Origin of the sequence: Achromobacter aegrifaciens (assembly GCF_902859965.1) — a bacterium.
GTDB lineage: Bacteria > Pseudomonadota > Gammaproteobacteria > Burkholderiales > Burkholderiaceae_B > Achromobacter > Achromobacter aegrifaciens.
The window spans coordinates 896,668-922,932 of sequence record NZ_CADIKO010000003.1 but is presented as its reverse complement, the minus strand read 5'-3'; the positions used below and the strand labels follow the sequence as shown (position 1 = coordinate 922,932).

Genomic DNA, 26,265 nt, shown 5'->3' with positions numbered 1-26,265 from the left:
ACCAGGCGAGATCGCCCGGAAACACGCGCCAATACTGGATCTAGCAGAAAAACAACAGGTCCCGCAGGGGCTGGAAACCCGTTGTTTTCCGGCCTCTTGCGGATTAGCGCAACATGCCTGCCGCAGCAGTCTGATGCGTGGCCTCGTCGATCAGGATGAATGCGCCCGTCGCGGGCACATCGGCATAACGATCGACCGCCAACGACTCGCGCGTGGTGAGCGTGACGCGTCCGATGTCGTTCATGCGCAGCGTGCCCTCGGTGTTCTCCACTTCCTGCAATTCGTGGATGTCACGATGCGACAGCACCGCGCGGATCTTCGCCGAGGTCAGGCGCGTACCCGACTTCAACAGATACTTGCGCGCGGGATTCAAGGCCTGCGCATCGAGCCAGCACAGCTCGGCTTCGAATTCGCGCGCGACCTGCGCCGGCGCCGACGCATGCACGATCACGTCGCCGCGCGACACGTCCACGTCGCGATCCAGCACCAGCGTGATCGAGTCGCCCGCCACCGCCTCATCCAGCGCGCGGTCGAAGGCGCGCACTTCGCTCACAACAGCCGTCACGCCCGAGGGTTGCACCGTGATCTCGTCGCCCGGCCGCAGCACGCCGCTGGCGACGCGGCCGGCATAGCCGCGGAAGTCATCCTTGCGACTGCCGTCATGGCGTGCCACCCATTGCACCGGAAAGCGCAGCGGCAAGGCGCGGCCGTCGCTTGCCAGGTCCAGCGATTCCAGCAAGGCCAGCAAAGGCTGCCCGCCGTACCACGGCGTCTGCGGCGACAAGGTGACGACGTTGTCGCCATTGAGCGCCGACAGCGGCAAGGCGTCGAAGTGCTCGATGCCCAGCTTGCCTGCCAGATCCGCATAAGCATCGCGGATGCGCTCGAAGACGGCGCGGTCCCAGTCCACCAGGTCCATCTTGTTGACCGCCACCACGATATGGCGGATGCCCAAGAGGCGCGCGATGGTGCTGTGCCGCTTGGTCTGCGGCAGCAGCACGCCGTCGGCCGCGCGGGTGGCGTCGATCAGGATGACGGCCACGTCGGCGGTCGACGCGCCCGTGACCATGTTGCGCGTGTACTGCTCGTGGCCCGGCGCGTCGGCGATGATGAACTTGCGCGCGGGCGTCGAGAAGTAACGGTAGGCGACGTCTATGGTGATGCCCTGTTCGCGTTCGGCCTCCAGGCCGTCGGTCAGCAGCGAAAAGTCGATGCCGTCGCCCGCCACGCGCTTGTGCTTGGCGCGCGAGATCGCGTCCAGCTGGTCGGCGAACACGCCCTTGCTGTCATACAGCAGGCGGCCGATCAGCGTCGATTTGCCGTCATCCACCGAGCCGGCGGTGATCAGGCGCAGCACGCCCGTATCGGCGCCGGAAAGAAAAGAATCGTTGAGTGCGTTCATGTGCGTTCCTGGTCGCCGGCTGATGCCGGCGTGTCAAGCGATCAGAAATAGCCTTCCTTCTTGCGGCGCTCCATCGAGGCCTCGGAAGTCTGGTCGTCCATGCGCGTGGCGCCGCGCTCGGTAATGTCGGTCACCGCTGTTTCGGCGATGATGGCCCGGGTGTCGGCGGCATCGGACGCCACCGGGCAGGTGCAGGAGATATCGCCCACGGTACGAAAGCGCACCTGCAGGCGTTCGACCTGTTCGCCATCCTGCGGCGGGGTCAGCCGCGTGACCGGCACCAGCAGGCCCTTGCGGCGCACGACCTCGCGCTGGTGGCTGTAGTAGATCGACGGCAGCGCCAGCTGCTCGCGCTGGATGTACTGCCAGACGTCCAGCTCGGTCCAGTTCGAGATCGGGAACACGCGCATGTTCTCGCCGCGATGCACGCGGGTATTGAACAGGTTCCAGAGTTCCGGGCGCTGCGCCTTCGGATCCCATTGGCCGAACTCGTCGCGGAACGAGAAGATGCGTTCCTTGGCGCGGGCCTTTTCCTCGTCGCGGCGCGCTCCGCCGATGCAGGCGTCAAAGCCGAATTCCTCGATCGCCTCCAGCAGCGTCACGGCCTGGGCGGCATTGCGCGAATCGGTCTCGCGGCGCAGCACCACGCTGCCGCGCGCGATCGAATCCTCGACGCTGCGCACGATCAGGGTCTCGCCCAGTTCTGCCGCGCGCGCATCGCGGAAGGCGATCACTTCGTCGAAGTTGTGGCCAGTGTCGATGTGCATCAGCGGGAACGGAAAGCGTCCCGGCCGGAATGCCTTCTCGGCCAGGCGCAGCAGCACCACGGAGTCCTTGCCGCCAGAGAACAGCAGCACGGGCTTCTCGCTTTCGGCGGCCACCTCGCGCAGGATGAATATTGCTTCCGATTCCAGCCAATCCAGGTGGCTGCGTTGGATCACTGCAGACATATGCACTTCCCCTAAAACAGATTTCGAATTCGTGGGCCGCATCAGTCGGCGCGCGCCGCGATGCCGATGACCCGGTTGCCCGCATGCAGGCCGCATTCCTTGGAGTCCGACGACTCCCACCACCAGCGCCCTGCCCTGAGGTCCTCGCCCGGACGGATGGCGCGGGTACAGGGTTCGCAACCAATGGACGGGTAGCCTTGGTCATGCAGCGGGTTGTACGGGATGCCCAGCGCGCGGATGGCGGACCAGACTTCCTCTTCGCTCCATTCGGCCAGCGGATTGAACTTGTAGAGGCCGAAGGTCTGGTCGTGTTCTTCCAGCGGCAGTTCGCCGCGGGTGGTGGATTGCGCGCGCCGCTGCCCGGTGATCCAGGCGCCGCGTCCGGCCAGCGCGCGCTTGAGCGGCTCGACCTTGCGGATCTGGCAACAGGCCTTGCGCAGCTCCACGCTTTCATAGAACGCATAGGCGCCGTGTTCGGCGACGTGCTGCTCGACCGCGGCCGCTATCGGCCGGTACACGGAGACCTCGCGGCCGTAGCGTTCGCGCACGGCGTCCAGTACGCCCAGCGTTTCGGCGTGCAGCCGGCCCGTGTCCAGCGTAAAGACTTCCAGGTCCAGGCCGGCGCTGTAGATGGCGTGCGTCAGCAGCATGTCCTCGGCCGCCAGCGAGGACGCCAGCGCGGCGTCCGGGTAGCGTTGCTGCACGTCGGCCAGGCGTGCGCCCAGCTCGCGCCAGCGCGCGGCCAGGCCCGCCTCGAGTTCAGGCAAAAGATCGGTAGTGCTCATGATTGCGTCGCGAAAATGCGCGCCCGCCGCGGACGCGCCAACAGAATTTCGCCATCGCGCAGGCCCAACTCCCGGTACAGGGACTCGGGCACCTCGGCTTCGATGATGGCGTCGGAATCCTCGCTCGCCAGCTCCAGATAGGCGCTGGGCCCGGCAAGGAAGGCGTGTGCCAGGCGCACCGGAATGCCGTCAGCGCCGGCACGGTAGCGCTCGACTTCGAACTCGTGCGGCCGTACGTAGGCCGTGGCGCGCTGCGCTTCGGCCTGCGCCAGCTCTGGCGCGGGCAAGGACAGGCCGGCGCCGTTCCAGACGCCCCGCGTGGCAAAGCCCTGCAACTGGTTGACGTCGCCCAGGAAGCCGTAGACGAAGGGCGTGGCCGGTGCTTCCCAGACCTCGCGCGGCGTGCCGACTTGCTCGATGCGGCCCGAGTTCATCAGCACCACCCGGTCCGACACTTCCAGCGCTTCTTCCTGGTCATGGGTGACGAACACGCTGGCCACATTCAGCTCGTCATGCAGGCGGCGCAGCCAGCGCCGCAATTCCTTGCGCACCTTGGCGTCCAGCGCGCCGAAGGGCTCGTCCAGCAGCAGCACCCGCGGCTCCACCGCCAGCGCGCGCGCCAGCGCGATACGCTGACGCTGGCCGCCGGAGAGCTGCGCGGGATAGCGGTCGGCCAGCCAGTCCAGCTGCACCAGGCCCAGCAGGTCATGCACCTTGCGCTGGATCACGTCCTCCGAAGGACGCTGCGAGCGGTGCTTGACGCGCAGGCCGAAGGCCACGTTCTCGAACACCGTCATGTGCTTGAACAGCGCGTAGTGCTGGAACACGAAACCGACCTGGCGCTGGCGCACGTCCACCGCGGTAGCGTCTTCGCCCGCGAACAGCACGCTGCCGGAATCAGCCGACTCCAGCCCCGCGATGATGCGCAGCAGCGTGGTCTTGCCGCAGCCCGACGGGCCCAGCAGCGCGACCAGCTCTCCCGTCTCGATATGCAGCGAGACGTCGTTGAGCGCGCGGAACTGGCCGAAGCGCTTGGATAGATTGCGGACTTCGATACTCATGCTTGTCTCCTGTCAGGCCAGGGCCGGCTTGATGGCGGCCGGCTGGCCGGGATACTCGACCGGCAGGTCGGCGGCCTGCTGAAAGCGCGCGTTGCGCCACTCGACGACGTTCTTGGCCACCAGCGTCACCAGCGCCAGCAGGGCCAGCAACGACGCCACGGCGAACGCCGCGGAATACTGGTACTCGTTGTAGAGAATCTCGACGTGCAGGGTCATGGTGTTGGTCAGGCCGCGGATCTGCCCGGACACCACCGACACCGCGCCAAACTCGCCCATGGCCCGCGCGTTGCACAGGATGGCGCCGTACAGCAGCCCCCACTTGATGTTGGGCAGCGTGACGCGCCAGAAGATCTGCCAGCCGTTGGCGCCCAGGGTCAGCGCAGCCTGCTCTTCCTCGCTGCCCTGCGCCTGCATCAGGGGGATAAGCTCGCGCGCCACGAACGGAAAGGTCACGAAGAGCGAGGCCAGCACGATGCCCGGCACCGCGTAGACGATCTTGATGTCATGTTCCTGCAGCCAGCCGCCGAACCAGCCCTGGGTGCCGAACAGCAGCACGAACACCAGGCCGGCCACCACCGGCGACACCGAGAACGGCAGGTCGATCAGGGTGATCAGGAACTGCTTGCCGCGGAACTGGAACTTGGTGATCGCCCAGGCCGCGGCCACGCCGAACACCAGGTTTACCGGCAGCGCGATGGCCGCCACCAGCAGCGTCAGTCGGATGGCGGACAGCGCGTCCGGCTCGACGATGGCGTCCAGGTACAGCTGCCAGCCCTTCTTGAAGGCTTCGGCGAATACCGCTGCCAGCGGCACCAGCAGGAACAGCGCCAGGAATCCCAGCGCGATGAAGAGCAGCACGCCGCGCACCCAGCGCGGCTCGGTCAGATGGGCGGGACGGTCCGCGGCGCTCATGCGAGCCTCCCGAGGTTGCGGCGGGCCTGCCAGCCCTGCAGCAGATTGATGACGAGCAACAGCGCGAAGGACAGCACCAGCATCACCGTGGCAATGGCGGCAGCGCCCGCGTAGTCGAATTCCTCGAGCTTGGCGATGATCAGTAGCGGCGTGATCTCGGACACCATCGGCATGTTGCCGGCAATGAACACCACCGAGCCGTACTCGCCCACCGCGCGTGCAAACGCCAGCGCGAAGCCCGTCATCAAGGCGGGCATGATGATGGGCAGCAGCACCCGGCGTATGGTCTGCCAGCGGTTGGCGCCCAGGCTGGCCGCGGCCTCCTCGATTTCGCGCTCCACGTCTTCCAGCACCGGCTGCACCGTGCGCACCACGAACGGCACGCCGATGAAGATCAACGCGATCACGATGCCCAAGGGCGTAAATGCCACCTTCCAGCCGAACCAGTCGGCCAGCGGTCCGCCCAGCCAGCCCTTCTGCGAATACAGCGAGGTCAGCGCGATGCCCGCCACCGCCGTGGGCAGCGCGAACGGCAGATCCACCAGCGCATCCAGAATCTTCTTGCCCGGAAAGCGGTAGCGCACCAGCACCCAGGCCACCACCGTGCCGAACACCAGGTTCACCAGCGCCGCGATCAACGACGCGCCGAAGGTCAGCTTGTACGAGGCCAGCACCCGCGGCGCGGTCACCGCGTCCCAGAAGCCTTGCCAGCCCAGGCCCGCGCTCTTGATCGGCAAGGCCGCCAGCGGAATGAGCACGAGGATGCTGAGGTACAGCACCGCGTAGCCCATCGAGATGCCGAATCCGGGCAGCACGCCCGGGCTGTTGCGCCGAAAGGCAAAAGGCGCTTGCGCGCCGCTTGCCACCGGGTTCGAGGCTGTCGTCATGGCCGTCGTCCGATCGTCAGATGCTTATTTCTTTTGCGGCAGGTAGATCTGGTCGAAGGTGCCGCCGTCGCTGAAGTGGTCCTTCTGCGCCTTGCGCCACCCGCCGAAGATCTTGTCGTCGATGGTCACGAGCTTGACCTTGGGAAACTTGCTTTCGTACTTGGCGGCCACGGTCTTGTCGATGGGCCGGTAGTAGTTCTTGGCAATGATTTCCTGCGCGGCGGGCGTGTAGAGGAATTCCAGATAGGCCTGCGCCGCGGCGCGGGTACCCTTCTTATCCACGACCTTGTCGACCACGGCCACCGGCGGCTCGGCCAGGATGGACAGCGACGGCACCACGATGTCGAACTTGTCCGGACCCAGCTCTTCCAGCGCCAGGAAAGCCTCGTTTTCCCAGGCCAGCAGCACATCGCCCACGCCGCGCTCCACGAAGGTGGTGGTGGCGCCGCGCGCGCCAGTGTCCAGCACCGGCACGTGCTTGAGCAGGTCGCCCACGAAGGCGCGAGCCTTGTCCTCGCTGCCGCCGTTCTTCTCCAGCGCATAGGCCCAGGCGGCCAGGTAATTCCAGCGCGCCCCGCCCGAGGTCTTGGGATTGGGCGTGATGACCTGCACGCCATCCTTGACCAGGTCGTCCCAGTCCTTGATCTGCTTGGGGTTGCCCTTGCGCACCAGGAACACGATGGTGGAGGTGTAGGGCGAGCTGTTCTGCGGCAGGCGGGCCTGCCAATCGGCAGGCAGCAGCCCACGGTCGGCAACCGCGTCGATGTCATAAGCCAGCGCCAGCGTCACCACGTCGGCTTCCAGGCCGTCGATGACGGAGCGCGCCTGGCGGCCCGAACCGCCGTGCGATTGGCGGATGGTCAGGTCGACGTTGGCCTTGTCCTTGTATTGCTTGATGAACGCATCATCGATGGCGCGATACAGCTCGCGGGTCGGGTCATATGAGACATTCAGGAGCGTCTGCTTCTGCTGTGCCTGCGCCGGCGCAATCGCGGCAAACGACATCGTCACTGCGGCCAAGGCGGCCAACCAACCGGCTTTCCTGAAAGACATCCCATGCTCCCTGTGTTCGGCAATGTGGGAGCAAGTGTGCTGGCTGGGCGTTCTGAACGGAACGAATCATTATTTGGTTGCTCATCGCTCGCAGGCATATAGGACCGGTGTCCCAGCAATGGGAATTTGCCCTGGCCCCATGCGCGCCCCAATGAAAAACCGCCGCCTCCCCAAGGGGCAGGCGGCGGTTGCTAACGGGGACCCGCCCCTTCGATTTCCGAATTTACTTATTCGGCTGAGGCGTAATGCGCAGATAGGGACGCACGGCCTTGTAGCCCTTCGGGAATTTCTGCTTGATCACGGCCTCGTCCTGCAAGGACGGAACAATGATCACATCGTCGCCGTCTTCCCAGTTCACCGGCGTGGCCACGCTGTGGCTGTCGGTCAGCTGCAGGGAGTCGATGACGCGCAGGATCTCGTTGAAGTTGCGGCCGGTGCTGGCCGGATACGTGATGGTCAGGCGCACCTTCTTGTTGGGGTCGATGATGAACACCGAGCGTACGGTCAGCGTGGCGTTGGCGTTCGGATGGATCATGTCGTAAAGCTCGGACACCTTGCGGTCCTTGTCGGCCAGGATCGGGAAGTTGACCTTGGTGGACTGCGTGTCGTTGATGTCCTCGATCCACTTGGTGTGCGAATCGGTGCCGTCCACGGACAGCGCCAGCACCTTCACGTTACGCTTGGCGAATTCGTCGGCCAGCTTGGCGGTGTAGCCCAGTTCAGTGGTGCAGACGGGCGTGAAATCGGCCGGGTGCGAGAAAAGAACACCCCAGCTGTTGCCCAGATACTCATGGAAGCGGATCGGCCCTGCCGAAGATTCCTGTTCGAAATCAGGGGCGGTGTCGCCCAGGCGTAGATGACTCATGGTGTCTCCAGTGTGCGGATGCAGGTTGGGGGCTGGCCGCCCGTCGCGGCGGGCAGCGCAGGAAAAGCGTTTCATGGCGCAGGTCAGCGTCTGTGAAACGATTCTTCCATCAAACCTGTAGCCGGGGAAATACGCAAGTCATATAACCTTATGCAATATTCAAGCTGGCGCCGCAGGCGTCCGCCACCACCCCGGCCCGCACTGCGGCGGACAGGGCCAGCGCGCGCGGCAGGATGTGGGCGCCGTAGAACAATCCGGTCGCCAGCTTGGCCCCGTAGAACGGATCGGTGGATCCTGCCGCCAGATGCCGGCGGCAGGCCAGCACGGCCCGCGCCATCTGCCAGCCGCCGTGCACCACACCGGCCAGCATCAGATAGGGCACGCTGCTGGAATAGACCGCCCTGATATTGGTCGGCGACTGCTCCAGGATGAATGCCACGCCGGCCTCGTAGGCCTGGATGGCGCTGTCCAGGTTGTCGCGCAGCAGGCGCAGTCCTTCGCGATCGTCCGCCGACGCGCGCATCGCCTCGTTCTCGACTGCGCGCAGCGTCTCGCGCATCGCCGCGATCGCGGCATGGGCGGTGGCGCCGCCGTCGCGCTGCGTCTTGCGGCTGACCAGGTCATTGGCCTGGATCGCGGTCGTGCCTTCGTAGATGGGCAGGATGCGCGCGTCGCGGTAATACTGCGCGGCCCCGGTTTCCTCGATATAGCCCATGCCGCCGTGCACCTGCAGGCCCAGCGATGCGACCTCGACCGCGGTCTCGGTGGAGAATCCTTTGACGATGGGCACCATGTACTCATAGAAGGCCCGGTTGCGCGAGCGCTGCTCCGGATCCGGATGATGCGTGCCCTTGTCGTGCGCGGCCGCCGTCACGTAGGACACGGCGCGCGCCGCCTCGGTCAGCGCCTTCATGGTCATCAGCATGCGCTGCACGTCCGGATGGCGCACGATGGCCACGGGGCCGGCCGACCCTTCGACCGCGCGGCCCTGCACGCGCTCGCGCGCATAGGCCAGGGCATGCTGATAGGCGCGTTCGGACACGCCTATGCCCTGCTGCCCCACCGAATAGCGGGCGGCATTCATCATGATGAACATGTATTCCAGGCCGCGGTTCTGCTCGCCGACCAGATAGCCGATGGCGCCTTCGCCCACGTCGCCCTTGCCCGAACCGTACATGAGCACGGCGGTGGGACTGCCGTGGATGCCCAGCTTGTGCTCCAGCGACGCGCACCAGACGTCGTTGCGCTTGCCCAGGCTGCCGTCGGCCTGCACCAGGAACTTGGGCACGATGAAAAGCGAGATCCCCTTCACGCCGGCCGGCGCGTCCGGCGTGCGCGCCAGCACCAGATGGATGATGTTCTCGGCCAGATCGTGGTCGCCATAGGTGATGAAGATCTTCTGGCCCGTCAGCCGGTAGCTGCCGTCGTCCTGCTTCACCGCACGAGTCGCGACCTGCGCCAGGTCCGAGCCGGCCTGCGGTTCGGTCAGGTTCATCGTGCCGGTCCACTTGCCGCCGATCAGCTGCGGCACGTACTGCTTGCGTTGCGCGTCCGATCCGACCGTCAACAAGGCTTCGATCACGCCGTCCGTCAGCATGGGGCACAGGGAAAATGCCAGGCTGGCCGCCTGGATGTTCTCGCCCGGCGCCGCCGCGACCAGCTTGGGCAGGCCCTGCCCGCCCCACTCCACCGGATGCTGCAAGCCCTGCCAGCCGCCCGCGGCGTAATCCTTGAAGCCCTGCCCGTAGCCCGGGGTGGTCGTGACCTGGCCATCCTTCCAGACCGGCGGCTGCGTATCGCCCGGCACGTTCAACGGTGCCACGGCCTGCTCGACGAAGCGGCCGTTTTCTTCCAGGATGGCGTCCACCAGATCCGGCGTGACTTCTTCGAAGCCGGGCAGTTTCAGGACATCATCGAGTCCTGCCAGCTCCTTCAAAGCGAAGCGGAAGTCCTGCAGCGGGGTTACGTAGGGCATGGGGTCTCCATCAATTGGCCGTTTCCTGACTCTCTTTGGCCAATCTTAAACCCTTGCTTCCTTCCTTGCGGGCATACTCCCCGAACGCGGCCAAGGACGCGGACGGCGTCACTTCCTCGTATCCGGCCGCCATGCCCTGCTGCACATCGGCCAGCGCCAGCACATCGTTGCTGGCCTTGAACAGCGTGTCCAGCACCTGCGGCGGCGTGCCCTTGGGAGCAAAGATTCCCCACCAGTTGGACACGTCATAGCCGGGCACGGTCTGCGCGATGGTCGGATAGGGCAACAGGCGCGAGGGCTGGCCAGACGTGACCGCCAGGGCCACCACCTTGCCCGTATCGATCACCGACTTGGCCGAAGGCGCCGTGGCGAACGAGATATCTGTGTCGCCCGCCGCCACGGACTGCGCCGCCGCGGCGCCCCCCTTGAAGGGAATGTGCATCAGCTTCACGTTGGCAAGCGTCATGAACTCGACCGCGGCCAGATGCGTGATGACGCCGTTGCCGGACGAGGCGACATTGATGGACCCCGGCTTGCTCCTGGCCCGGTCTATCAGGTCCTGCACGCTTTTCAGCCCCAGCTTTGCGTTCGCGATCAGGACCATGGGGCCGGTCGTGAGCTGGGCCACGGGCACGAAGTTGTCCGGCGTGTAATCCACCTTGTACAAGGCGCTGTCGCTGCCCATGACGCTGGAATTCCCCAGGTACAGCGTGTAGCCGTCGGCGGCGGCGCGCGCGGCCAGGCTGGCGCCGATCGTGGAACCGGCGCCAGGGCGGTTTTCCACGACCACCGGCTGCTTCAATTGCCTGGCCAGCGCATTCGCATAGACCCGCCCCACTTGATCCGCCCCGCCGCCGGGCGGGAACCCGATCACCAAGGTCAGGGGTTTGGAGGGATAAGGATCGGCGGCATGCGCGGCGCCGGACATCGCGGACAAGGCGATGGCGGCAAGCAAGGCGCCATGGACGGCAATAGCAGGTTTCATCAGGGTCTCCTTTGATGGAATCGGAGCCGCTTGTGGCGCGGCTCTCTGGTCATGCGCCGGCCGCGTCAGCGGCCGGTGAAATCCGGCGCGCGCTTCTCCTTCCACGCCCGCGCGCCCTCGGCCAGGTCGCGGGACTGCTCGGAACGCAGCACCGCCTGCTCGATTGCGGCCAGATCGAGCTCGCCCCGCGCGATGCGGTTCAGGTGCGCTTTCACACCGAACAGCGGAATCGGAGCCATTGCCGCAATCTGCGCGCTCAAGGCGTCCAGCCGGGCCGATAGCATTTCTTGCGGTACCAGCTCCGTCAGGAATCCGATGCGCAGCATTTCGTCGGCCTGGATTTTTTCCGCCGTCAGGAACAGGCGCTTGGCCTGGTCCAGGCCCAGGCGCGTCACATAGCGCGACATGCCGCCCGCGTAGAAGTGCAGGCCCAGGCGCGTGGCCGGCATGAACATGTCGGACTGCGGCGTGCCGATGCGGAAATCGCAAGCCAGGCACAGGTCCGTGCCGCCGCCATAGGCCCCGCCCTGCACCGCCGCGATGGTCACTGGCCGCGCCGCCTCGATCAGGTCCATGGTCTGGCCAAAATAAAGAGAGCTGGGCGCGCTGTCGGACGCCAGGGACGAAATGTCATACCCGCTGCAAAAATACTTGCCGTCGGATTGAAAGCGCAGCACCCGCACGGCGTCGTCCGCGTTGACCCTGTCCAGATGCTCTCTGAGGACCGCCAGGTCCTGCGGCCCGAGCCGGTTGGCATGGCCGGGCCTGCGCAGCCGGATGGTCGCCACGTGGCCGTCGACGGCAAGGCTGGGCGTATCGGCGGAACCCGTCATGTGCACGTCTCCGCCTGATGCGCCACGCCCTCGGCCAGCAGCCGGTCGATCTCGGCATCTGCCATCCCGTAACGGGCGAATACCTCGCGCGTGTGCTGGCCGAACACGGGCGGAGCGCGGCGGCTCGGCGCCTGCGCGCCGCTCAGACCCAGGGGCAGGTCCACCTGCCGCAATTCGCCCAACACCGGATGCGTCAACGAGCGGACCAGTCCGCAAGCCTGCACCTGCGCGTCGGCGAACACATCCTCCAGGGTATTGATGGGCCCTGCGGGAATGCCGCCCTCGATCATCAGCGCGGTCCATTCCATGCGCGTCTTGCGCTTGAGCCCCGCCTCCAGCTCCTGCTTCAACGCATAGCGGTGCTGCATGCGCTCGGCGTTCGTCAGGAACCGCTCGTCGGACACCAGATGGGAGAGTCCGAGAATGCCGCAAAGCCTGACCCACATCGCCTGGGTCGCGGGCGCCAGGTTGAGCGGCCCATCCGCGGTCTCGAATGTGCCGTAGGGCGCGATGACCGGATGCACGTTGCCGCAGGGTTCCGGGATCTCCCCCTTGCTGAGGTAGCGCTGGCCCTGCACGCTGAGCAACGCCATGAGGCCCGCCAGCAGCGAGGTTTCCACATGCTGCCCGCGACCAGTCGAGGCGCGCTGCGCGACGGCGGACAGTATTCCTATCGTCAGCCACATGCCGGCGCTCAAGTCGCCCACGGCTACGCCCACCCGCATCGGCCCCGATTCCGGCGTGCCGGTCAGGCTCATGAAGCCCGAATAGCCCTGCGCGACCTGATCGAATCCGGCCCAGTCCCGTGCCGGCCCCTTGCTGCCAAAGCCGGAAATCGACGCCATGATCAGGCCCGGATGCTCTTGCGCCAACGCCTCGTATCCCAGGCCCATCGCCTCCATCGTTCCGACCTTGAAGTTCTCGACCACGATGTCGGAAGCCAGGGCCATCTTGCGCAGCAGCGCGATCCCTTCCGGCTTGCGGAAGTCCACGCCTATGCCTTGCTTGCTGCGATTGGCACTAAGATAATAAACACTTATGTCGTCATCGAAGGGGCCCCACTGCCGCGCCATCTCGCCGGCGGGCATGGGTTCCACCTTGACGACCTCGGCGCCCAGGTCTCCCAGAATCATTGTGCAGAAAGGCCCGGAAAGGGCCCGAGTCAGATCCAGCACTTTCAGCCCTGCCAATGGCAGACTCATGTTCGTCCTCCCGTGATGCGAAGCCCATTCTAGGCAGCGCTTCACAGGTCCCGAAAATACTGTTTTCCGATCCATTCATAAGATTTTCTTATCCAATGAATCTGCGTCAGCTCAAGTACTTCGTCCGGGTGGTTGAAATGCGCAACATGACCCGGGCCGCCGAAAGTCTGCATGTGGCGCAACCCGCGCTGAGTCAGCAGATGGCGCTGCTGGAGGAAAGCCTGGGCGTCGCACTGCTGGTGCGCGGGGTCAAAGGCGCCCAGCCCACCGCGGAAGGCCTGTTGCTGTACCGGCACGCGCAAACCATCCTGCGTCAGGTCGACAGCACTCGCAGCCTGCTGTCCAAGACCGGGGACCAGGTCACCGGCACGGTGTCGATAGGACTGGCCTCCAGCACCGCGCGCATGCTGGCGTTGCCGCTGATGCGCCGGGCCAAGGCGGAACTGCCTTCGGTGGTGTTGGAAATCGTCGATGTGCCCAGCGCGGACCTGACCAAGCTGGTGCTGCAGGGACGCATCGATTTTTCCTTGTCGCCGGACCAGCAACCCATGCAGGGACTGCTGCGCACGCCACTGCTGCGCGAGAGCCTGTTCCTGCTGGCTCACGCCAGCGTCGCGCTGCCGCGCCGCACGCTGGCCATCGCGGACTTCGCCGCCTTGCCCCTGGTTCTGCCCAGCCTGCCCAACACGCTGCGCGCACGCCTGGACCATGCCTTCCTGACCGCCGGCCTGACCTGCAATCTGTTTGCCGAAGCCAGCACCTCGGCCATCCTCGTCCCCGCGGTGCGCAGCGGCATGGCCGCCACGATCCTGCCCTGCTCGGCCGCGCAGCCCGAAATCGCGGAAGGGTCGATCGTGGCGCATGCCCTGGACGACACGCTGTCGCGCGAACTGGTGCTATGCGCCAGCGAGAGCCTGCCCCCCACGCCGGCGGTGAGCCAGATCATGGCCTTGTGCAAGGACGAAATAAAACGCCTGATCGACGATCAGGCGTGGCAGGGATGCGCGCTGCTGAAGCAGACCCCGCGCTAAGCCAGATGATGCGCCAGCGACACGATGATCGGCCCCAGCACTGGCAGCAGCACGTTGGCGATGGCGTAGGTCACCGTGTAGCCCAGTAGCGGCACGGAACTGCCGCTGGAGGTCAGGATGGCGCTGATGGCCGGCGTGCTGACATGCTGGCCAGCGATGGCGCCGACAAGCAAGGGACCTTCGATCTTCAGGATCTTGTGTCCCACCCACAGCGACAGGCAGGCAGGCCCCAGCGACACCAGCAGGCCGATGAGCGGCAATACCGCGCCATGCTCGCGGATCAGCGCGATGGCTTCCGGCCCCGCCGACAAGCCCACACAGGCCACGAACACAGCCAGGCCCAGATCCTTCAGCAACTGCACGGCATGGTCCGGCATGTGGCCTATCGAGGGCCGCTTGGCGTTGATCCAGCCGCAGACCAGACCGCTGACCAGCGCGCCCCCGCCACTGCCCAGCGACACGGGGATGCCCCACATCCGCGCGCTCAGGCTGCCGATCAACAAGCCGGCCAGGATGCCGAACGCCAGGAACACCAGGTCGGTCACGCCGCTGCGCCGCAGCTCGTTGCCCAGCGCCGCGCCGGCCTGGGAGAGTTCGGGCTCGGCGCCGACCAGCGTAACCAGGTCGCCGTACTGCACCACGGTGGCTGGCGTGATCGGCAAGGAATGGCCCGAGCGCACGATGGACTGCAGAAACACGCCACGTGCGCGTTGGGCGTTGGGCCGCTTCGCCAGTTCGCCGACGGTATGGCCATTGACGGCCTTCTTGTTGACGATGACGGCCAGCTCGCTCAGCTGCAAGTCGTCGGCATGCGCCTCCGGCAGCTGGATTTCGGGTCCGATGACGGAACCCGCGCGCAGCGCGAAGCGCCGCAAGCCCAGCACCACCACGATGTCGCCCGTGGCCAGCATGTCGCCGGGCGTGGCGTCCACCGCCTCGCCATTGCGCAGGATGCGGCTGATGACGGTGCGTCCGCCCAGCGCGGCTTCCACTTCAGCCACGCTTTTGCCATCCGCGTCCTTGACCACGTGCGAGCGTCCCACCAGCCGCGGCAAGGTGGGCATGTTCGCGTCCTCGCCCTCTCCGGCCGCCACGCCGAGCTTTTCCTCCAATGCCTTGGAAGCCTCGCGCAGATTCATGCGCAACAGGGCTGGCGCTACCTGGCTGGTGAAGAACACGATGCTGATCAGGCCAACCAGATAGGTCAGCGTGTAGGCCGTGGCGATGTTGGCTTCCATGCGCTGGACCTCGGCATCCGCCAGGCCCAGATGCTTGAGCGCCTCTGCCGCCGTGCCTACCACGGCCGATTCGGTGGCCGCGCCGGCCGCGAGGCCCGCCGCCGTCCCAGCGTCCAGGCCGAACAACGGCACCGCGGCCAGCACGATGGTCAGCACCAGCAATGCTTCGATGATAGGCAGCGCGATGTAGCGCAAGCTGGAGCGGTTCAGGTTGGCAAAGAACTGCGGCCCGCCCGAGTACCCCATCGCGAATATGAACAGGGCGAAGGCGACTTCCTTGAGGTCGCCGCGCATCTGACAACCCGTCTGGCCGATCAGCAGGGCGACGATGAGTGTTCCGCACACGCCGCCTAGCTGGATCGGTCCGACTTTCAGCTTGCCGATCAGGTATCCCAAGCCCACCGTCACAAACAGCACTGCGATGGGAACGCTATTGAAAAACCCGACCGTACAAGTCATGTCGTCATGTCGCCCTGGAGGTTGCTGCCCGGCCCGCCTACTTGCGCGCCACGGCCTTCTTGGCGGACTTCGCCGCCGTGTCGGCCTTCTTCACTGCCTTCTTGACCGCTTTCTTGGCTGCCGCGGTCTTGCCCGCCTTGCGCTTGGCCGCGGGCGCCTTCGTGGTCTGGCCCTTGCCGGCCGTCGGGCCCGAACGCACCAGTTCGCCGGCCTTCCACGCCTCGACGTACTCGGTGGCGGCTTCGACCATATGCTTGCCGATCTTGGCGTAGTCGCCGTCGTCCAGGTTCGCCAGCGACACGCGGATCGACCACGGCGGACCGCCGAAGCCGCCGCCGTCCATCAGCACCACGCCGGATTTCTCGGCCAGGCGGAACAGGAAGTCGACCGGCTCGTAGTTGGCCATCATGTACTTGCAGAACGCATCGCCGTACGTGATCTTGGCCCAGACCATGAAATCCAGCTCGACGTAGTACCAGGCGCGCATCGGATCTTCGGGCGGCATGGGTATGCCCAGGCCGCGCCACAAGGCATCGCGGCGCGCGCGCACGATCTTCATCGTCAGGTGCTTGTAGGAGTCCTTCAGGTCCATCAGGTGCGACAGCGCGAAGAATCCCATCTGCACCTGCTGCGGCAAGGACAGGCCCGCGGTGTGGTTCAGCGCGACGTTGCGGCTGTCGGCCACCAGCCGGTCGATGAACTTGAGCTTTTCGGGCTCCATCGTCATGGCGCCATAGCGCTTGTTCAGGCGCTGTTTCCAGGATGCAGGCAATTCGGCGATGCGGCGGTCCATGGTGTTCTTTTCATGGGTCGCAATCACGCCCAGGCGCCATCCCGTGCAGCCGAAGTTCTTCGAGAACGAGTACACGCAGATGGTGTTGTGCGGCACTTCCGCCATCAGCGAGCGGAAGTTCGGCACGAAGGTGCCATAGACATCGTCCGTCACCAGCACCAGGTCCGGATTCTTGCGGATCAGGCGCACGATCTGCTTCATCTCGACCGGGCTGAACGCCACCGACGGCGGGTTGCTGGGGTTGACCGTGACCGCCAGCTTGATCTTGGGATTCTCGAGCTTGGCGATTTCGGACGCCGGGTAGTGCCAATCATGGGTGCCGTCGGCCCGCAGGCTGCTGGCGTTGATCGGCACGATCTTGAACTGGAAGCGCTCCAGATGCGAGATCTCGATATAGGGCGTGAAGGTCGGCAGGAACAGCGCGATGGTATCGCCCTGCTTGAGCAGGCCGTTCTGCATCAGCGAATCGAAGATGTAGCACATGGCCGCCGTGCCGCCTTCGACCGGGAACAGGTCGAACTTGCCCTTGGGCGGACGGCCGTCGCACATTTCCTTGATCAGGTAATCGTGCACGATCTGTTCAAGATGGACCAGCGCGCGCGGCGGCACGGGATAGTTGTCGCCGATGATGCTGTCCGTCAGTTCATGGACCCACGCGTCGGGGTCGAAGCCCTTGACCTTGACGCCGTACTCCAGCACGCCGACGAGGAAATCGTAGCCGTCCATGCCTTTGTGCTTGGCCAGGAACTTGCGCATCCGGTCGGCGCAGCCCTTCTTGGCCGGCATGCCCGCCAGGATGGATTCGTCGCGCACGCGGCGCGCTTCCTTCATCGCGAACTGGCCCATCAGGAAGAAGGCGTCGCGCGGTTCGGTGGCGATCCAGTTAGGGTTGCCGCGGCCCGCGTTCAGCATGGTGATGGCGGCGGTGTGCTGGTTGTCCTTGGCCAGCGTGATCAGGTAGTCCTTGAGTTCAAACGGAGAAAGCTGCTCCAGGTCGCGTTGGCGCGAACGGGTGGTTTTCAAGGCCGAAGCCAGGCTGACGGTAAGAGGCGCGGTGGAAGCCATTGTTCAGTACTCCTGGTTTGCATGGTGACAGGCGCTGAGCGTCGCCGGCCGCGCCGGCGCGCTTGCAAAACGCCCCGCAAGCGCGGGGCTGGCGGGGCGTTCTGCTAGGACATGAGCATGACGATGACAATCCCCCAGATGATGAGCAGGGTATTGCCGATGGCGTAAGGAACCGTGTAGCCCAGGGCAGGCACCTGGCTCTTCGCCGTTTCAGTTATCTGGCCGATGGCCGCGGTGGTGGTCCGGGCTCCGGCGCAGACTCCCAACGCAATGGCGGGATGGAACTTGAATACATACCGCGCAATGTATACGCCCACGATCATCGGAACGCTGGTGGCGATGATGCCCGCGATGAAGAGCTTGGCGCCCAATTGCTGGAAGCCCAGCACGAATCCCGGCCCTGACGATATACCCACGACCGCGACGAACGTCGTCAGCCCCACCGATGTCAGGAACCAGTGCACCGGTTCCGGCACACGGCCGAAGGTCGGATGCACCGAACGCAGATAGCCGAAGATCAGGCCGGAAATCAGCGCGCCGCCGGAGGTCGACAAGGTGACGGGAACGCCGCCCACGGTCAGCACCAGAGAGCCGAACAGGCCGCCCAGCAGAATGCCGAAGCCGACGAAGACCATGTCGGTCTGGCTGGTGGCGCGATCCACGTAGCCCAGCCGGCCGACCACGCGTTCTACGTCGCGCTTGGCGCCCAGCACATACAGGCGGTCGCCGCGGTCAAGCTTCAAGCCCCAGTTGATCGGCATGTCGTGGCCGCCGCGCACGACTTTGCGCAGGAACACGCCGCGTCCCAGTTCGCGGCCCGCTTCGCTGTCGGCGATTTCCTTGATGGTCTTGCCGGCGATGTTCTTGTTGGTCAAGACGACTTCGACGACCTCGGCGGGCATGTTGATCAGGTCGCGGTCCTCGACTTCGGTGCCGATGATGCCGGCGGCCTGCGTAACCAACGCATCATGCCTGCCGGTCACGCCCAGCACGTCGCCTTGCTGCAGCACCGTCTTGGCATCGCTGTCGATGATCTGGTCGCCGCGCCGGATGCGCTCCACGAACACCCGGGCCTCGACGAAGCGGGACTCCAGCTCTCCCACCGTCTTGCCGGCGAATTCCTCGCGGTCCAGCTTGTAGGCGCGCGCGATGAACTTGCGGTAGCCCGACAACTCCATCGAGTCGGCGCCCCCCGACATCTTGGCTTCGTATTCCTGGCATTCTTTGACGATGTCCACGCGCATCAGCTTCGGGCCCAGGGATGCCAGGATCCAGGCGCTTCCAACCGTGCCGAAGATGTAGCAGACCGCGTACGCGACGGGAATGCTGTCAATCCATTTCTTTTTGGTTGCTGCGTCTATGCCCAAGCCGTTGATGGTGTCCGTCGCCACGCCCATGACCGCGGAAATGGTTTGGGCCCCTGACAGCAGGCCTGCGCCGGTGCCGGCATCGAAGCCAAAGCCTACGGCTGTCGCCCATGTCACCAACAGGCAGATCACGCAAATAATGACGGCAAAGATGACCTGCGGAAGGCCGTCGCTTTTCATCCCTCGGAAGAACTGCGGTCCGACGCCGTAACCCAGACCGAAGAGGAAGAGCAGGAAGAAGACCTGCTTGAGGACGGGAGCGATCGTGATATTGAGCTGTCCCACCAGCACGCCGACCAGCAGCGTGCCAGTCACGGCTCCCAGATTGAATCCGAAGAGTTTCTTGGCGCCTATCCAGTACCCGAGACCGAGGGTAAGGAATATCGCAAGTTCCGGATATTTTCGCAGAGTGTCAAAGAACCATTCCATCCCGAATCTCCTTCGTTCTGTACAGGCCAAGCACTTGCGCGAATCTAGCTGCGCGCGGAACACATTATCAGAATCTTTCGAGAAATCAAAAGATTTGGAATACTGAAATCACAAGATGTGTAGTCCTCGCGTCAAAATAATAAAAAAGCCCGCCAGCGCGAAGCTGGCGGGCCTTCGATACGGCTGCGCGTTGTGGCTTACAGCGCGCCGGTCAGTTCGGGCACGACCTGGAACAGATCGCCCACCAGGCCATAATCGGCCACGCCGAAGATCGGCGCTTCCGGATCCTTGTTGATGGCCACGATGACCTTCGAATCCTTCATGCCGGCCAGATGCTGAATGGCGCCCGAGATACCAACCGCGACGTACAGTTGCGGGGCAACGATCTTGCCGGTCTGACCGACTTGCCAGTCGTTAGGCGCGTAGCCGGCGTCGACCGCGGCGCGCGAGGCGCCGAGCGCTGCGCCCAGCTTGTCGGCCAGCGGATCCAGGATCTTGAAGTTTTCGGCGCTGCCAAGGCCGCGGCCGCCGGAGACGACAACGCGCGCGCCAGCCAGTTCCGGACGGTCGCTCTTGGCGACTTCACGGCCCACGAAGGTGGACAGGCCCGAATCGGCCACGGCGGCAACTTCTTCCACCGCACCCGAACCGCCCTGCGCGGCCACGGCGTCAAAGCCGGTGGTGCGCACGGTGATGACCTTGACGGCATCGGCCGACTGCACCGTGGCAATGGCGTTGCCGGCGTAGATCGGGCGTTGGAAGGTGTCGGCCGATTCCACGCCGATGATGTCGGAGATCTGCGCCACGTCCAGCTTGGCAGCCACGCGGGGTGCCACGTTCTTGCCCGAGGCGGTCGCGGGGAACAGGATGTGGCTGTAGCCCGAGGCCACGGCCAGCACCTGGGCGGCGACGTTCTCGGCCAGGCCGTCGGCCAGTTGCGGCGCGTCGGCCAGCAGGACCTTGGCCACGCCGGCGGCGGCGGCGGCCTGGTCGGCCACGGCGCGCGCGTTGGCGCCGGCGACCAGCACGTGCACGTCGCCTCCGATCTTGGCGGCGGCGGCGACGGCGTTCAGGGTTGCGCCCTTGAGCTGGGCGTTATCGTGTTCGGCAATAACCAGCGTCGTCATGTTCAGACCACCTTCGCTTCGTTCTTGAGTTTGTCCACCAGGGCCGCGACATCGGCCACCTTGATGCCGGCCTTGCGGGCGGGCGGCTCGCTGACCTTCAGCGTCTTCAGGCGCGGCGCGGCGTCCACACCCAGCTCTTCAGGCGTGACGGTGTCCAGCTGCTTCTTCTTGGCCTTCATGATGTTGGGCAGCGTGACGTAGCGCGGCTCGTTCAGGCGCAGGTCGGTGGTGACGATGGCGGGCAGCTTCAACGTCAGCGTTTCCAGGCCGCCGTCGACTTCGCGCGTGACCGTGACCTTGCCATCGGCCAGCTCGACCTTGCTGGCGAACGTGGCTTGCGGCCAGTCCAGCAGCGCGGCCAGCATCTGGCCGGTCTGGTTTGCATCGTCGTCGATGGCTTGCTTGCCCAGGATCACCAGCTGCGGCTGTTCCTTGTCGACCAGCGCCTTCAACAGCTTGGCCACGGCCAGCGGCTGGAGTTCGGCATCGGTCTGGACCAGCACGCCGCGGTCGGCGCCGATGGCCATGGCAGTGCGCAGCGTTTCCTGGCATTGCGCAACGCCGCAAGAAACCGCCACGACCTCGGCGACAGCACCCTTCTCCTTCAGGCGGGTCGCTTCCTCGACGGCGATCTCGTCAAAGGGGTTCATGGACATCTTCACATTGGCGATATCCACGCCGGTTTGATCAGACTTGACGCGCACCTTGACGTTGTAGTCAACGACGCGTTTGACAGGTACCAAAACCTTCATCCCGCTGCCTCCAAATGGAAAATAATTACCCGGCATGCGCCGGGATCGCATTGCACAATTTTTTCTCGATTCTACAGCTTCGCCAGCGCTCGTATATGGGCGACCACGCTGCGGCCCAAGGCGGACAAGTTGTAACCGCCTTCCAGCGTGCTGACGATGCGCCCCTGACAGTGGCGCTCGGCCACCTCCACGAGCTGTTCTGTTATCCAGGCGTAATCCGCCTCGACCAGGCCCATCTGGCCCATGTCGTCCTCGCGATGCGCGTCGAAACCGGCCGATACCAGGATCAGTTCGGGCCGGTGCGCTTCCAGCGCCGGCAGCCAGGTATCGGTGACGATGGTCCTGACCGCCGCCCCGCCGGTGTACGCGGCCACGGGCACGTTCAGCATGTTCGAAGCGGGACTCTCGGCGCCGCTATTGGGAAAGAACGGATGCTGGAAGAAGCTGCACATCAGCACCCGGTCGTTGCCGGCGAAGATGTCTTCGGTGCCGTTGCCGTGGTGCACGTCGAAATCGACGATGGCCACGCGCGAGAGGCCGTGGAAGTCCAGCGCATGCTGCGCCGCAATAGCGACGTTGTTCAGAAAGCAGAATCCCATGGCCTGGGAACGGCAGGCGTGATGCCCCGGGGGCCTCACCGCGCAGAAGGCCGTGCGGGCCTCTCCGCCCATCACCGCATCCACCGCGGCCACCCCTGCCCCGGCCGCGTACAGGGCGGCTTCGTAGGTATGGGGATTCATCAGCGTATCCGGATCGATAGGGAAATACCCTTGCTCCGGCGTATGTTCACGCAAACTGTTCAGATACTGGACAGTGTGCACCCGCAATATGTCATGGCGGGATGCCTGCGGCGCCTGGCGGTCGTCCAGGTAAGGCATCAAGCCGCTGGCAAGCAACTGGTCTGAAATGGCGTCCAGCCTCTGGGGGCTTTCGGGATGCCAACTGCCCATTTCATGCAGGCGGCATGCCGGGTGGGTAAGATACATGGTCTCCATAAGGAAGATTATGTTCATCTGTCGGCGATTACTGCAACTCGGAACGCTCTCCGCCCTGCTGGCGGGCTGCTCCACCACCGCCCCCTCTGCACCCAACACCGTCGCCGGCCAGCCGGCCGCCGAATCAACCCCGGCCCCCATCCGCATCGGACCCAGCGCGCCGACACCTGGATCCGAACTGGCGGACGACGCCCCCGCCGCGCTGGCCGCCAATGGCACGTTGCGGCCTGAAGTCCGCACTTTCGTGGAAAACCTGGCCACCGAGCGCCAACTGCCGCTGGACCCCATGGTCGCCGCGCTGGCCGGTTCGCGCTACAACGCCACCGTCGCGCGCCTGATCGCGCCGTCGCCCCCGGGCAAGAAGATCTGGCGCAGCTGGCTGACCTACCGCTCGCGCTTCGTCGAACCCAAGCGCATCGGCTGGGGCGTGGAGTTCTACAACGAGAACCGCGACCTGCTCAACCAGGCGGCGCAGCGCTTCGGCGTTCCGGCGCCGGTGATTGCCTCGATCATCGGCGTGGAAACGCTGTACGGCCGCAATATGGGCAATTTCCGCGTGCTGGATGCGCTGACGACGCTGGCCTTCGACTACCCGGACCCCGCCAAGCCCGAACGCGCCACCATGTTCCGCGGCCAGCTTGCCGACTTCCTGACCCTGGTCATGAAAGACAAGCTGGACCTGGAAACCCGCGGCTCGTACGCCGGCGCCATCGGCATGCCCCAGTTCATGCCCACCAGCGTCATGCATTACGCGGTGGACGGCGACGACAACGGCCATATCGACCTGAGCAACAACACCCGCGACGCCATCATGTCCGTGGGCAGCTTCCTGTCGCAGCACGGCTGGCAGCGCGGCCTGCCGGTGTTCGCACCCGTGGTGCTGCCTGCCGATCCCACCGCGCTCGTCGACGGCGGACTGGAACCCAAGCAAAGCTGGGGCACGCTCACCGCCGCCGGCGCCCGCCTGCAGCCAGGCGCATCGGCCTCGGGCTGGGGCAGCCAGCCGCTGGGCGTGGTCGACCTGGTCGAGGAGGCCCGAGGCACGGCGCAATATCGCGTCGGCACGCCCAACTTCTTCGCGCTCACCAAGTACAACCGCAGCTACTTCTACGCGACCTCGGTAGCGGATCTGGCAAGCGAGATCGAAGCGCGCGTGGGCCGCTGAAGCCCCCAGGACCCGCGGCGCCAGGCGCCGCGGTCCTGCGCTTTACACCGTCGCAACCGGCGTCACGGGCGAACCCACGGCGCCAGGCAGGTTCAGCGGCGGCGCCGTCAGCAGGAAGCGGCTGCGGCCGTTGGCCGTCAGCCAGCGCGCCAGCGCCCCCAGGTACCACATCTCGCCGATCGGCAGGCCGAGCTTGAAAATGCAGTGGTGGTGCAGAGGCAGCGCCGCGCAGCAGGCATTGGGCTTCTGCGTGGGATAGATTTCCAAGGCGTGGTTGTCCGAGGCCATGGCCGCCACCTTCGAGTCGGTGATCCACTGCAGCAGCTTCTCGTCGCTGCCGTCCAGGCCGGCGCAGATCTCGTGCAGCGTATGGGGATCCGGCTCGCGGTTCTTTTCCAGCAGGGCGTCGCCGAATTCCGTATGGAACAGCACGATATCGCCCTGCTCGATCTCGATCCGGTCCGCGTCCAGGATGCGCATCAGCTCGTCATAGCCGACCGACTTCTGCTCCCGTCCGTAGTGGCGCGCCAGATCGACCATCACGCCGCGCGTCTGCAGGCACGATTCGGCCAGCTGGGTGATGTCCAGCTTCTTGGCGTTGGAGGCCGGCCCCTGGCCCAGATCGGTCTTGGCATAGCCATCGTCCACGTCGTAGTCCACCGGACCCACCACGTGCTCGTTGGGCCGGTAGCCGTTGTAGTAGACGCGCTCGGGCAGGCCGTCGCCATTGGCGTCGAACAGCGCGCCCACGTGGGCCAGCGAATCCCATTGCGTCGAATACTGCAAGCTCATTTCGACGATGTCGTCGCTGAGCACGTCGACGCAGCCGGGACGCAGGCGTCCCAGCGGGAAATTCAGGTACTGGTCGCCGTCCCTCTCGGTGGGCCGCAGCTTGGGCGGATGGCGCCGCACGTTCACGCCGTTGCCGCCCGGATAATCCAGCGGCAGCGACAGGCAGAAGCTCAGGCCTTCGCGCACTTCCCGCATGCCGCTCAGCACGTTCGCGGGGGTGATGTAATTCAGGCAACCTCGCTGGTCGTCAGGCCCGAAATCTCCCCAGTTCGATCCCTCAGGGCGGTTCTTCCATCTCATGCGTTGCAACTCCTGGTCGATTGAATGCTGTTTGACATAAATTTATCACGTATAGGATACTAAAATCATGGATGTGAAAACTGCTGGCCGAGTGCTGGATGTGCTGAACCTCTTTGCCGAGGAGCAGAAGCCCCTGCTGTACAGCGAGATCGCTGCCCAGATGGGGATTCCGCTGTCGAGCTGCCATGGGCTGCTGAAGACCATGGTGGCGCGCGGCTATCTCTACGAAATCGGCAAGAAGCACGGCTATTACCCGACCCAGAAACTGATACACGTGGCCACCCTGATCTGCCATAGCGACCCGCTGAACGCGGTGATCGAGCCGGTGCTGGCCCGGGTGCGGGACCTGACGGGCGAGACGGCGTTGCTGGCCAAGCTGGCCGACGACAAGGTCGTGTACCTGATCGTCGCCGAGTCCAAGCAGACCATCCGCTTCTCGCATCAGCCGGGCGGCTTCAAGGCGGTGCACGCCACCAGCTCCGGCAAGGCGCTGCTATCGGTGCTGTCGCAGGAAGAACGGCAGAAGTGGTTCAAGGCCTACAGCGGCTTTGCCGCCTACACGGACAGCACGCTCACCAGCCGGGAAGCCTTCGACCGCGACCTGGAGGCGGGCATGGCGCGCGGCTGGCAGCGCTCGGTGGGCGAGAACGTCGAGGACGTGATGTCCATTTCGCTCGGATTCCGCGCATACGAACAACCCTTTGCCATCGTGGTGGCCGGCCCGCTGAGCCGGATGCTGAAGAACGAAGCCACCACGGGGAAACAGCTGGCCGAGGTCAAGGCGATGCTGCAAGCAGCGCTGCCCTCGGCCAATCTCACCTTTGTAGGAGTAGACAGTAGATGAACAAACGCACCTTCCTCGCCGCGGCCTGCTCGGCGATCGCCACGGCGGCCGTGCCGGCAGCAACCGCCTACGCGCAGGCGGACTATCCGGACAAGCCCATCCGCGTGATCATGCCTTGGGCGGCAGGAGGACCGACAGACGTGGTCGGCCGCCTGATCGCGGTCCAGATGGGCGAGATCCTGGGTCAGCCGCTGGTGATCGAAACCCGCGCGGGGGCCAGCGGCACCATCGGCACGGCCCAGGTCGCCAAGGCGCCGGCGGATGGCTACACCTTGCTGATGAACCCGTCGGTGCAGGGCATCTATCCGGCCCAATTCAAGGATCTGAGCTTTGACCCGATCAAGGACTTCAAGATGGTGGGCGTGCTGGGTACGGTGCCGATGGTGGCCGTCGTCCCGCCCAACTCGAAGTTCAAGACCTTCGGCGAACTGATCAAGCAGGGCCAGGCCCAGCCCGGTTCGCTGACCTTCGCATCCCCCGGCGTGGCCACCTTGCCGCACCTGGCGGGCGAACTGATCAATACCTCCACCAAGGCCAAGATCACCCATGTCGGCTACCGCGGCAGCAGCCCGGCCCTGACCGACGTCGCGGGCGGCCACGTGGACCTGATGTACGCGCCGCTGGCGCCGGCTCTCCCGCTGATCCAGAGCGGCAAGATCCGCCCGATCGCCGTGACGACCAAGACCCGCCTGGCCGAACTGCCCGACGTGCCGACCATCGCGGAAAGCGTCCTGCCCGGCTTCGACATCGTCACCTGGTACGGCATGTGGGCGCCCAAAGACACGCCGCAGCCCATCATCGCCAAGCTGAACAAGGTCATGATCGAAGCCTCGCAATCGCCCAAGGTGGTTGAAGCGCTGAAGTCGCAAGGCACGCTGCCCAGCACCATGAGCTACCAGGAAGCCGAAGCCTTCAACCTGGCGGAGAGCGAGCGTTGGATCAAGGTGATGCAGGACGCCGGCATCCAGCCCGAATAAGCGCGCAAGAAACACGGGCGC

Annotated in this window: 23 protein-coding genes; 4 read left to right on the top strand and 19 right to left on the bottom strand. The window is 65.2% G+C overall.

Annotated elements, in window-relative coordinates; translation table 11 throughout:
• Window positions 1-103 precede the first annotated feature (103 nt).
• From HV793_RS23215 to HV793_RS23160, 12 genes are all read right to left on the bottom strand, one after another.
• Window positions 104-1,402: a sulfate adenylyltransferase subunit 1 gene (locus HV793_RS23215; protein ID WP_175213997.1), complete on the bottom strand. Its 1,299-nt coding sequence runs from the start codon at window positions 1,400-1,402 to the stop codon at window positions 104-106.
• A gap of 41 nt (window positions 1,403-1,443) precedes the next feature.
• Window positions 1,444-2,352: a sulfate adenylyltransferase subunit CysD gene (cysD, locus tag HV793_RS23210; RefSeq protein ID WP_059379315.1), complete on the bottom strand. Its 909-nt coding sequence runs from the start codon at window positions 2,350-2,352 to the stop codon at window positions 1,444-1,446.
• A 41-nt stretch (window positions 2,353-2,393) separates the two neighbouring features.
• Window positions 2,394-3,137 (bottom strand): phosphoadenylyl-sulfate reductase, encoded by a 744-nt coding sequence (locus HV793_RS23205; protein ID WP_175181970.1) that lies wholly within the window; start codon window positions 3,135-3,137, stop codon window positions 2,394-2,396.
• The gene (locus tag HV793_RS23200) at window positions 3,134-4,198 is read right to left on the bottom strand and encodes a sulfate/molybdate ABC transporter ATP-binding protein (RefSeq protein ID WP_054450941.1); all 1,065 of its coding nucleotides are present in this window, start codon (window positions 4,196-4,198) and stop codon (window positions 3,134-3,136) included. Before HV793_RS23200 ends, HV793_RS23205 begins: the two co-directional genes overlap by 4 nt.
• A gap of 12 nt (window positions 4,199-4,210) precedes the next feature.
• Window positions 4,211-5,110, bottom strand: a complete 900-nt coding sequence (gene cysW, locus HV793_RS23195; RefSeq protein ID WP_054450940.1) for a sulfate ABC transporter permease subunit CysW — start codon at window positions 5,108-5,110, stop codon at window positions 4,211-4,213.
• Window positions 5,107-5,997 carry a sulfate ABC transporter permease subunit CysT gene (gene cysT, locus HV793_RS23190; protein ID WP_054450938.1) on the bottom strand — a complete coding sequence of 297 codons (891 nt, stop codon included), beginning with the start codon at window positions 5,995-5,997 and terminating at the stop codon, window positions 5,107-5,109. The genes cysW and cysT overlap by 4 nt, the downstream gene beginning before the upstream one ends.
• A gap of 24 nt (window positions 5,998-6,021) precedes the next feature.
• Window positions 6,022-7,002 carry a sulfate ABC transporter substrate-binding protein gene (locus HV793_RS23185; protein ID WP_225589316.1) on the bottom strand — a complete coding sequence of 327 codons (981 nt, stop codon included), beginning with the start codon at window positions 7,000-7,002 and terminating at the stop codon, window positions 6,022-6,024.
• A gap of 271 nt (window positions 7,003-7,273) precedes the next feature.
• Entirely contained in the window at window positions 7,274-7,915 is a 642-nt protein-coding gene (locus tag HV793_RS23180) for a peroxiredoxin (RefSeq protein WP_042792543.1), read from the bottom strand.
• 148 nt (window positions 7,916-8,063) lie between these two features.
• A complete protein-coding gene (locus HV793_RS23175; RefSeq protein WP_175213996.1) occupies window positions 8,064-9,890 on the bottom strand; it encodes an acyl-CoA dehydrogenase in 1,827 nt (608 codons plus the stop codon).
• A 10-nt stretch (window positions 9,891-9,900) separates the two neighbouring features.
• On the bottom strand, window positions 9,901-10,875 hold the full coding sequence (locus tag HV793_RS23170; RefSeq protein ID WP_054450932.1) for a tripartite tricarboxylate transporter substrate-binding protein: 975 nt from the start codon (window positions 10,873-10,875) through the stop codon (window positions 9,901-9,903).
• 65 nt (window positions 10,876-10,940) lie between these two features.
• A complete protein-coding gene (locus HV793_RS23165) occupies window positions 10,941-11,708 on the bottom strand; it encodes an enoyl-CoA hydratase/isomerase family protein (RefSeq protein ID WP_175213995.1) in 768 nt (255 codons plus the stop codon).
• Entirely contained in the window at window positions 11,705-12,910 is a 1,206-nt protein-coding gene (locus HV793_RS23160; RefSeq protein WP_054450927.1) for a CaiB/BaiF CoA transferase family protein, read from the bottom strand. Before HV793_RS23160 ends, HV793_RS23165 begins: the two co-directional genes overlap by 4 nt.
• Window positions 12,911-13,005: 95 nt before the next feature.
• On the opposite strand from HV793_RS23160, the gene HV793_RS23155 reads away from it, so the two are divergent.
• Window positions 13,006-13,941, top strand: a complete 936-nt coding sequence (locus HV793_RS23155; protein ID WP_175213994.1) for a LysR substrate-binding domain-containing protein — start codon at window positions 13,006-13,008, stop codon at window positions 13,939-13,941.
• On the opposite strand, the gene aspT (HV793_RS23150) is transcribed toward HV793_RS23155, so the two are convergent.
• The 6 genes from aspT (HV793_RS23150) to HV793_RS23125 all read right to left on the bottom strand — a co-directional run bounded on the left by aspT (HV793_RS23150) (window position 13,938) and on the right by HV793_RS23125 (window position 22,166).
• Window positions 13,938-15,638: an aspartate-alanine antiporter gene (gene aspT / locus HV793_RS23150; RefSeq protein ID WP_175213993.1), complete on the bottom strand. Its 1,701-nt coding sequence runs from the start codon at window positions 15,636-15,638 to the stop codon at window positions 13,938-13,940. The genes HV793_RS23155 and aspT (HV793_RS23150) overlap by 4 nt on opposite strands.
• A 37-nt stretch (window positions 15,639-15,675) precedes the next feature.
• The gene (locus HV793_RS23145) at window positions 15,676-17,496 is read right to left on the bottom strand and encodes a bifunctional aspartate transaminase/aspartate 4-decarboxylase (RefSeq protein ID WP_119450897.1); all 1,821 of its coding nucleotides are present in this window, start codon (window positions 17,494-17,496) and stop codon (window positions 15,676-15,678) included.
• Between the two features lie 104 nt (window positions 17,497-17,600).
• Window positions 17,601-19,292, bottom strand: coding sequence for an aspartate-alanine antiporter (gene aspT / locus HV793_RS23140; protein WP_119450898.1), 1,692 nt, complete (start codon window positions 19,290-19,292; stop codon window positions 17,601-17,603).
• 197 nt (window positions 19,293-19,489) lie between these two features.
• Window positions 19,490-20,419 (bottom strand): electron transfer flavoprotein subunit alpha/FixB family protein, encoded by a 930-nt coding sequence (locus HV793_RS23135; protein ID WP_054450918.1) that lies wholly within the window; start codon window positions 20,417-20,419, stop codon window positions 19,490-19,492.
• 2 nt (window positions 20,420-20,421) lie between these two features.
• Window positions 20,422-21,171, bottom strand: a complete 750-nt coding sequence (locus HV793_RS23130) for an electron transfer flavoprotein subunit beta/FixA family protein (RefSeq protein ID WP_013392406.1) — start codon at window positions 21,169-21,171, stop codon at window positions 20,422-20,424.
• Window positions 21,172-21,242: 71 nt separating this feature from the next.
• Window positions 21,243-22,166 (bottom strand): histone deacetylase family protein, encoded by a 924-nt coding sequence (locus tag HV793_RS23125; RefSeq protein WP_082400679.1) that lies wholly within the window; start codon window positions 22,164-22,166, stop codon window positions 21,243-21,245.
• Window positions 22,167-22,176: 10 nt separating this feature from the next.
• Here HV793_RS23125 and mltB point away from each other — a divergent pair, with 10 nt between their 5' ends.
• Complete coding sequence (gene mltB, locus HV793_RS23120) at window positions 22,177-23,331, top strand: lytic murein transglycosylase B (RefSeq protein WP_119450899.1); 1,155 nt, start codon at window positions 22,177-22,179, stop codon at window positions 23,329-23,331.
• A gap of 42 nt (window positions 23,332-23,373) precedes the next feature.
• On the opposite strand, the gene HV793_RS23115 is transcribed toward mltB, so the two are convergent.
• A complete protein-coding gene (locus HV793_RS23115; protein WP_175213992.1) occupies window positions 23,374-24,423 on the bottom strand; it encodes a cyclase family protein in 1,050 nt (349 codons plus the stop codon).
• 67 nt (window positions 24,424-24,490) lie between these two features.
• Between HV793_RS23115 and HV793_RS23110 the strand changes: the two genes are divergently transcribed.
• Together HV793_RS23110 and HV793_RS23105 are read left to right on the top strand one after the other, a co-directional pair.
• Window positions 24,491-25,267 (top strand): IclR family transcriptional regulator, encoded by a 777-nt coding sequence (locus HV793_RS23110; RefSeq protein ID WP_054450911.1) that lies wholly within the window; start codon window positions 24,491-24,493, stop codon window positions 25,265-25,267.
• The gene (locus tag HV793_RS23105; RefSeq protein ID WP_175213991.1) at window positions 25,264-26,244 is read left to right on the top strand and encodes a Bug family tripartite tricarboxylate transporter substrate binding protein; all 981 of its coding nucleotides are present in this window, start codon (window positions 25,264-25,266) and stop codon (window positions 26,242-26,244) included. Before HV793_RS23110 ends, HV793_RS23105 begins: the two co-directional genes overlap by 4 nt.
• Window positions 26,245-26,265 lie beyond the last annotated feature (21 nt).

What these genes read in the sequence shown, in the direction of transcription:
- HV793_RS23215 (WP_175213997.1), bottom strand. Translation starts at nt 1,402, where the DNA reads ATGAACGCACTCAACGATTCTTTTCTTTCCGGCGCCGATACGGGCGTG.
- cysD (WP_059379315.1), bottom strand. Translation starts at nt 2,352, where the DNA reads ATGTCTGCAGTGATCCAACGCAGCCACCTGGATTGGCTGGAATCGGAA.
- HV793_RS23205 (WP_175181970.1), bottom strand. Translation starts at nt 3,137, where the DNA reads ATGAGCACTACCGATCTTTTGCCTGAACTCGAGGCGGGCCTGGCCGCG.
- HV793_RS23200 (WP_054450941.1), bottom strand. Translation starts at nt 4,198, where the DNA reads ATGAGTATCGAAGTCCGCAATCTATCCAAGCGCTTCGGCCAGTTCCGC.
- cysW (WP_054450940.1), bottom strand. Translation starts at nt 5,110, where the DNA reads ATGAGCGCCGCGGACCGTCCCGCCCATCTGACCGAGCCGCGCTGGGTG.
- cysT (WP_054450938.1), bottom strand. Translation starts at nt 5,997, where the DNA reads ATGACGACAGCCTCGAACCCGGTGGCAAGCGGCGCGCAAGCGCCTTTT.
- HV793_RS23185 (WP_225589316.1), bottom strand. Translation starts at nt 7,002, where the DNA reads ATGTCGTTTGCCGCGATTGCGCCGGCGCAGGCACAGCAGAAGCAGACG.
- HV793_RS23180 (WP_042792543.1), bottom strand. Translation starts at nt 7,915, where the DNA reads ATGAGTCATCTACGCCTGGGCGACACCGCCCCTGATTTCGAACAGGAA.
- HV793_RS23175 (WP_175213996.1), bottom strand. Translation starts at nt 9,890, where the DNA reads ATGCCCTACGTAACCCCGCTGCAGGACTTCCGCTTCGCTTTGAAGGAG.
- HV793_RS23170 (WP_054450932.1), bottom strand. Translation starts at nt 10,875, where the DNA reads ATGAAACCTGCTATTGCCGTCCATGGCGCCTTGCTTGCCGCCATCGCC.
- HV793_RS23165 (WP_175213995.1), bottom strand. Translation starts at nt 11,708, where the DNA reads ATGACGGGTTCCGCCGATACGCCCAGCCTTGCCGTCGACGGCCACGTG.
- HV793_RS23160 (WP_054450927.1), bottom strand. Translation starts at nt 12,910, where the DNA reads ATGAGTCTGCCATTGGCAGGGCTGAAAGTGCTGGATCTGACTCGGGCC.
- HV793_RS23155 (WP_175213994.1), top strand. Translation starts at nt 13,006, where the DNA reads ATGAATCTGCGTCAGCTCAAGTACTTCGTCCGGGTGGTTGAAATGCGC.
- aspT (WP_175213993.1), bottom strand. Translation starts at nt 15,638, where the DNA reads ATGACTTGTACGGTCGGGTTTTTCAATAGCGTTCCCATCGCAGTGCTG.
- HV793_RS23145 (WP_119450897.1), bottom strand. Translation starts at nt 17,496, where the DNA reads ATGGCTTCCACCGCGCCTCTTACCGTCAGCCTGGCTTCGGCCTTGAAA.
- aspT (WP_119450898.1), bottom strand. Translation starts at nt 19,292, where the DNA reads ATGGAATGGTTCTTTGACACTCTGCGAAAATATCCGGAACTTGCGATA.
- HV793_RS23135 (WP_054450918.1), bottom strand. Translation starts at nt 20,419, where the DNA reads ATGACGACGCTGGTTATTGCCGAACACGATAACGCCCAGCTCAAGGGC.
- HV793_RS23130 (WP_013392406.1), bottom strand. Translation starts at nt 21,171, where the DNA reads ATGAAGGTTTTGGTACCTGTCAAACGCGTCGTTGACTACAACGTCAAG.
- HV793_RS23125 (WP_082400679.1), bottom strand. Translation starts at nt 22,166, where the DNA reads ATGGAGACCATGTATCTTACCCACCCGGCATGCCGCCTGCATGAAATG.
- mltB (WP_119450899.1), top strand. Translation starts at nt 22,177, where the DNA reads ATGTTCATCTGTCGGCGATTACTGCAACTCGGAACGCTCTCCGCCCTG.
- HV793_RS23115 (WP_175213992.1), bottom strand. Translation starts at nt 24,423, where the DNA reads ATGAGATGGAAGAACCGCCCTGAGGGATCGAACTGGGGAGATTTCGGG.
- HV793_RS23110 (WP_054450911.1), top strand. Translation starts at nt 24,491, where the DNA reads ATGGATGTGAAAACTGCTGGCCGAGTGCTGGATGTGCTGAACCTCTTT.
- HV793_RS23105 (WP_175213991.1), top strand. Translation starts at nt 25,264, where the DNA reads ATGAACAAACGCACCTTCCTCGCCGCGGCCTGCTCGGCGATCGCCACG.